Source organism: Acidobacteriota bacterium (assembly GCA_035471785.1).
Lineage (GTDB): Bacteria > Acidobacteriota > UBA6911 > RPQK01 > DATIPO01 > JANQFM01.
Map to the genome: position 1 here is coordinate 86,128 of DATIPQ010000077.1, position 6,000 is coordinate 92,127.

The following is a 6,000-nucleotide window of genomic DNA, read 5'->3' on the forward strand; positions in this document are numbered from 1 at the left end:
GCCCCTGGACGCTGCGGCCGGCGGGATTATTTCTTGAAGAGGTTGCGCAGCACGAAAAGGACATTGGCCGGCCGTTCGGCCAGGCGGCGAATGAAATAGGGAGCCCACTGCGTTCCGAAAGGAACGTAAACGCGCATCCGGTAGCCCTGATTCTTGATTTCTTCCTGGTACTCGGAACGCGTGCCGTAAAGCATCTGGAATTCGTATCGGGAGGAATCCACGCCATCGCGCTCGATCAGCTCCTGGGCCCGGTTGATCATCTTTTCGTCGTGGGTGGCGATGGCCGAATAGCAGGGCGAGGCCAGCATGATCTCCATCAGCTTGACGAAGTTGTCGTCGACTTGCGACTTCTTGGGGAAGGCCAGCTCCGGCGGCTCCTTGTAGGCCCCCTTGCAGAGCCGGATGTTGCAGCCCAGCGAGGCCAGGCGCCGCACGTCCTCTTCGCTGCGCCGCAAATAGGACTGAATGACGATGCCCACGGTGGCGGGTCCGTAGATCTCGAGGTGCTCGACGAACAGTTCGACGGTATCGGCGGTGTAGTCCGACCCCTCCATGTCGATGCGCACGAAGTTGCCGCACTCGCGGGCGGCGTCGAGGATCTTCTTCAGGTTGCGGGCGGCCACCTGGCGTCCGATGTCGAGTCCCAGTTGAGTCAGCTTGATGGAGATGTTGCAGTCCACTCCCCGCTCTTGGATCACATGCAGCAGATTGACGTAGGACTGGGTGGCCGTTCGGGCCGTTTCTTCGTCCTCCACGCCTTCGCCCAACAGGTCGAGCGAGCACTTGATTCCTTTGCTGTTGAGACCTTCCACCACGGGTATGGCCTCCTGCAGGGATTCTCCGGCTACGAAGCGCCGGGCGAAGCCGGTCTTCATGCCCTGTCGTGACAAGAATCCGACCAAGGCGGGGGAATCGGCGATTCTGAGCATCAGGTTTCGCAGCATATTTCAGGTCTCGGCGGCATCAGTCTATAGGCTGGGAACGCCGTTTCAAAGCTTGCACCAAAGCGACCAGTCCGTCGACTCCGCGCAGCAGCTCTTTCTTGTTCAGCTTCTCTTGCGCGGTGTGGGCGTCGAAGATCGATCCTGGTCCATAGAGCAAGGGGGCGGCGATCTTTTTCAGGTATGGGATATCGGTTCCAAATCCCACGCTCTTGACGGGAAATCCTTCCTCCAGGTGCATGTGCTGCGGGTCGCTTTGGGTGAAGACCTCCACCTCCAGGGGAGAGGTCAAACGGTCAATCCGGCTCAGATAGCGGCGGCAAGGCACGACGCAACGGAAGAACACCTCGGCCTGGGCCTGGTCGGGGATGACGTTGGGGGCCATTCCTCCCCTGAGAACTCCGATATTAAGGTGAGAGGGTCCCAGCAGGGGATGAGTGGGCCATTCGGCCTGGCGCAGACGCTGCAGGACGTCGAGCAGCGTTTCAACGGCCGATATTCCCCGTTCCGGATATCCCGAGTGGGCCGTCTTTCCCCGTGCCGTCAAGCGTAAGCCCAGTGCGCCTTTGTGGGCTGAGACCAGGTGGTTGTCAGTCGGTTCGCCGTTGATGATCCAGGAGCAGGAGAGCCCGCTTTGAGCAGCCAGACGGGCGCCGGCGCTGTCGGTTTCTTCGCCCACCAGAAAGAGCAGGCCGACGTCGCGGTGCCCCTCCGCCACGAGGCGGCGAGCAGCGCAGATCATGGCCGCGATCTGCCCCTTGGCATCGCAGCTTCCCCGCCCCTTGACGTCCTCGTCGTCCTCGTCGGAGGCGATAAAGGGCGGCACGGTGTCCATGTGAGTGGAGAAAAGGACGTCTGGATCGTCGCCGAGCGCCAGCAGATTGAAGCGCTGAGAGTCGAGCATCTGGCGCGAGCAGTTCCAGCCCTCTTCCTTCAGCCCCTCCATGAGCCATTCTGCAAGTTCTTTTTCCTTGCCTGTGAGGGAGGGGATGTCGACGAGTTGGCGGGTCAGCGCAACCGGATCCTGCTTGAGCCTTCCCATGTTTCAGTCCTGTACCGGCGGAACATCCTGAGGATGGCGCGCCCGCACCACGGTCTTGATTCCGCCCCGCACGTTGAAATCACCCTCCACCAGCATGCGCCGGGGAGCGCAAGCCTGCACCAGGTCATCCAGGATTCGATTGGTCACCTGCTCGTGGAATCCTCCTTCATCGCGGTAGGAGAAGAGATAGAGCTTGAGGGCCTTTAACTCCAGACAGAGCCGATCGGGGACGTAGCGGATGTGCAGGGTGGCGAAGTCGGGTTGTCCAGTGCGGGGACAAAGGCAGGTGAACTCCGGGCAACGGATGTCGATTTCGTAGTCGCGCTGCGGATAAGGGTTGTCGAAGGTCTCCAGCTTAGCCATCTTCGGTCTTTCTCGGGAGAGGGGGACAGGGGAAGCTCAACGCTTCGCGCCTTCCGTCGCTACGGCCTGGGGACGCCCGGTGTAGAGGAAGCGCTTGATCTTCTTGGTCGTGGTCTTTTCAAACTCTTCCTGGCGCAGCGTGAACTTCTTGATTTTCTTGTAGTTGGCCATGTCCATGCAAATGCGCTTAATCTCGGCCGAGATGACTTGCTGGACTTTGTCGTCGTCGTAGGAAGAAGCTCCGAACTCCTGGTCGAAGCCTTCGCTGTCGGGAACCACGATGGCCTGCACCTCGACCTGAGAGGGATCCTCCTCGGGTCCTCCCCACACCAGGGATTCCAGAATGTAGGGACTCTGGTTGAGGGCCGTCTCGAGTTCCTCGGGGTAGACGTTCTTGCCGTTAGGGGTGACGATGACCGACTTCTTGCGTCCGTTGATGTAGACGAACCCGTCCTCCAAATATCCCAGATCTCCGGTGTGCAGCCAGCCGTCGATGATGGTTTCTGCCGTGGCTTCCGGGTTGCGGTAGTAGCCCTTCATGACGATGTCGCCGCGGACACAGATCTCGCCCTTCTCGATCTTGACCTCGACGCCGGGAAGCGGAATGCCGGCGGCCGCGTCGCGGAAGCAGTTGACCCGGTTGACGGCCACGATAGGAGCGGCCTCGGTCATCCCGTAGCCCTGGATGAAGTCGATTCCCAACTCGCGGAAGCCCTTGGAAACCGCCGGATCGATGGCCGCGCCCCCCGAGATGAGCAGGCGCAGCTTTCCGCCGAAACGCTGATGCAGTTCCTTGAAGAGGCGCCGGCGAATGTTCCATCCCAGGAAACGCTCTGTGAAGGAGGCCACTTTCTTGGCGGTGCGGATCTTGCCTTCGCCCTTTTTGCGCAAGCCCTCTTCGATACGCCGGTAGATCATCTCGAAGAGCAGCGGGACGCCCAGCATGATAGTGGTCCTGGTCTCGGCCATATTCTCGGCGATGCGGCGCAGATTCTCGGCGTGGCAGACCGTCGATCCCTGATAAAGCACCATCAGGAAGCCGCCTGTGCACTCATAGGTATGGTGGAGGGGCAGAACCGAGAGCAGCACGTCTTCTTCGCCGGCGATGGAGACGTACTCGGACGTGGCTTTGATGTCGGCGGCGATATTGCCGTGAGTGAGCATGACGCCCTTGGGATTGCCGGTGGTGCCCGAGGTGAAGATGATGGCGGCCACGTCATCCGGGCTGACCTGGGCCTGAGCAAAGGCTTGGCTGCCCTCTTCAAGCGCCTGGTAGCCGATTTCCAGGGCCTCGGGAAAGGAGAGGTCGGCGACCCCCTTTTCCTCCTCCATGGAGACCACCTTCTCGAGGGTTTCGATGTCGCCTCGAACATCCTCCAGAGCGGCGGCGAACTCGCCTCCGCAGACCAAGAGGGCGGCCTCGGCGAACTTGAGGATGTGGCGGACTTCGCGGGGCTTGAGATCTTTGTCGATGGGCAAGGCCGTCATCCCCGAAGCCACGGCGGCCAGGTAGGCGATGCACCATTCGGTGCGGTTCTCGGAGAGGATGCCGATGCGCTCTCCGGCCTTCAATCCGCACTCGAAATAGAAGGTGGCCATGTGCTCGACCTGCTCACGAAGCTGGGCGTAGGTCGTGCTCGTCCAGACTCCCTTGGTCTTGCTCTTGAGGGCGGCCTTGTCAGGCTTGCGCTGGGCCGCCTTGAAGACGAGTTCGCGCAAGTCGTGAAGCGGATAGGAAGGCAGGAGAGGCGGATTTTTCACGGATCGGTCCTCATAAGCGGTCAACCGTTGCGTCACATCTGCCCGGCGGACGGCTGGCTTCTGAATTGAAATTCGTGCACCGGCGCCATGGAAATAATGCGGTCGCCGGTCTCCACCCCGTTGAGGCTTCCCCCAACGTGGCATTTATGGAATTCAACCACGCGGCCCCTTGCGATGCATCCCGCCAGGGGCTCGCGCCGGTCTTCGACGTATACGTGGATGGTGGCGTAGAACTTTTCTTCTGAGAGGACCTGTGAAGGCGGCTCGTCCTTGCCCTCTTGGGGGCGGACGAAGACGCGGGGCGACACGTAGTAGATGGGGAGTCCGCGGGGCTTGCCTGAGCCGCTCTCTTCCCCTCCCGGCCCGCCACTGCCCGAGGCCAGGAAGCTCCAGACGCGGAAGCGGGTGGGGGTACAGTGGTAGACGGCCCGCGAGCGGTAGTCTTTGCCGCGGTGGCTGATGCGGCGTTCTTCGGTTATGATTTCGACCTCGCCCACATCGTCGGGAATGGGGGTTGGCGCTTCCTGAGACTTCTTGCGGGAGCGGTTGGCCCACAGGGCCACGGCGCCCCCCACAACCAGGCCTCCCAAACCCAACCATCTGTGCTTCTTGAGCCGTTCTTTCCAGTTCACCATTCCATCACTCGCAAGTCGTCGGCCACGTGAAGGGAGGCGTCGACGGCGTGCCGCACGTCGTCGGAAGAGACGCCGGGAGCCACTTCGCGCAGGACGAATCCCAGCGGTTGAACCTCGATGAAAGCCAGTTCGGTGACGATTTCCTGAATGCAGGAGGGGCGGCTGACGGGCAGGCGGTTGCGGCGCACGATCTTGGCCTGACCGTTTTGATCCTTCTGGCGCATGGCGGCGATCCAGCGGCGGGCATCGACCTGGTCGAGGTTGAGGGACGGATCGGCGCTCAGGTGACCTTCGGGGCTGACTTCCCGGGCTTCCACGACGACCACGTCCAGGGCGCCGCCGGAGGCCAGTCCGTTGAGGTCCACCACCTCCACATTCTCGGGCAACATCGGCTTGAGCGATTGGGGAACGCCCTGGCCGAGTCCCACCCGGCGGGCGTCCTGCAGTTCTTTCTGAAGCCTGCTGGCGATCAGTCGTTCAGGATCCATGCTGGTGCAGCCTCCATTGCGAACCCCGCGCCATGAGCCGGCCATCATCCCTAAGGCGGCTCGGAGCGCCGAGGGCGGAAACTCTAAATTATACGGAAAAACGGCTATTTGAGCAACGTGCGGCCGGCCTTCGGAGGAGAGGCTACGGGAGTGGAGCGGAGGCAAAAAAAAGGCCCCGCCTTGCGACGGGGCCGAGTTGAAAGATCCGGCAACGACCTACTTTCCCACACGGTCTCCCGTGCAGTATCATCGGCGCTGGAGAGCTTAACTTCTGTGTTCGGAATGGGAACAGGTGGAACCCCTCCGCTGGAGTCACCGGAAAATCAAATTTTCAAAGTCTTTGGAGTGGAGCAGGGCCACAGATCCCAGCGGTGTTGGCGCGGGAATCTTTTTGATCTGCAAAAAATTCCAGGTCAAGCCTCACGGCCGATTAGTACAGGTTAGCTTCGTACGTTGCCGCACTTCCACACCCTGCCTATCAACCTCGTGGTCTACGAGGGGCCTTCAGCTGGAACGAGTCCAGGGGGAGATCTTATCTTGGGACAAGCTTCGCGCTTAGATGCATTCAGCGCTTATCTCTTCCGCACGTAACTACCCAGCGGTGCTCCTGGCGGAACAACTGGTACATTAGAGGTGCGTCCAACCCGGTCCTCTCGTACTAAGGTCAGCCTCCCTCAAATCTCCTACGCCCACAGCAGATAGGGACCGAACTGTCTCACGACGTTCTAAACCCAGCTCACGTACCGCTTTAATCGGCGAACAGCCGAACC

The 6,000-nt window shown here is 60.9% G+C and carries 6 protein-coding genes and 2 rRNA genes; all 8 read right to left on the bottom strand.

What is annotated here, in order from left to right; all coding sequences use genetic code 11:
* Positions 1-26: 26 nt before the first annotated feature.
* Positions 27-944: a proline dehydrogenase family protein gene (locus VLU25_11005; protein ID HSR68462.1), complete on the bottom strand. Its 918-nt coding sequence runs from the start codon at positions 942-944 to the stop codon at positions 27-29.
* A gap of 19 nt (positions 945-963) precedes the next feature.
* Positions 964-1,983, bottom strand: a complete 1,020-nt coding sequence (locus tag VLU25_11010; GenBank protein HSR68463.1) for a M20/M25/M40 family metallo-hydrolase — start codon at positions 1,981-1,983, stop codon at positions 964-966.
* Between the two features lie 3 nt (positions 1,984-1,986).
* Entirely contained in the window at positions 1,987-2,346 is a 360-nt protein-coding gene (queF, locus tag VLU25_11015) for a preQ(1) synthase (protein HSR68464.1), read from the bottom strand.
* Between the two features lie 36 nt (positions 2,347-2,382).
* Positions 2,383-4,107, bottom strand: a complete 1,725-nt coding sequence (locus VLU25_11020) for an AMP-binding protein (protein ID HSR68465.1) — start codon at positions 4,105-4,107, stop codon at positions 2,383-2,385.
* 32 nt (positions 4,108-4,139) lie between these two features.
* Positions 4,140-4,742 (bottom strand): hypothetical protein, encoded by a 603-nt coding sequence (locus VLU25_11025; protein ID HSR68466.1) that lies wholly within the window; start codon positions 4,740-4,742, stop codon positions 4,140-4,142.
* Positions 4,736-5,230: a hypothetical protein gene (locus VLU25_11030; protein HSR68467.1), complete on the bottom strand. Its 495-nt coding sequence runs from the start codon at positions 5,228-5,230 to the stop codon at positions 4,736-4,738. Before VLU25_11030 ends, VLU25_11025 begins: the two co-directional genes overlap by 7 nt.
* A 203-nt stretch (positions 5,231-5,433) precedes the next feature.
* Positions 5,434-5,550: ribosomal RNA gene (rrf, locus tag VLU25_11035) — 5S ribosomal RNA — on the bottom strand.
* Between the two features lie 89 nt (positions 5,551-5,639).
* Positions 5,640-6,000 (bottom strand): 23S ribosomal RNA (locus tag VLU25_11040); the annotation flags it as partial.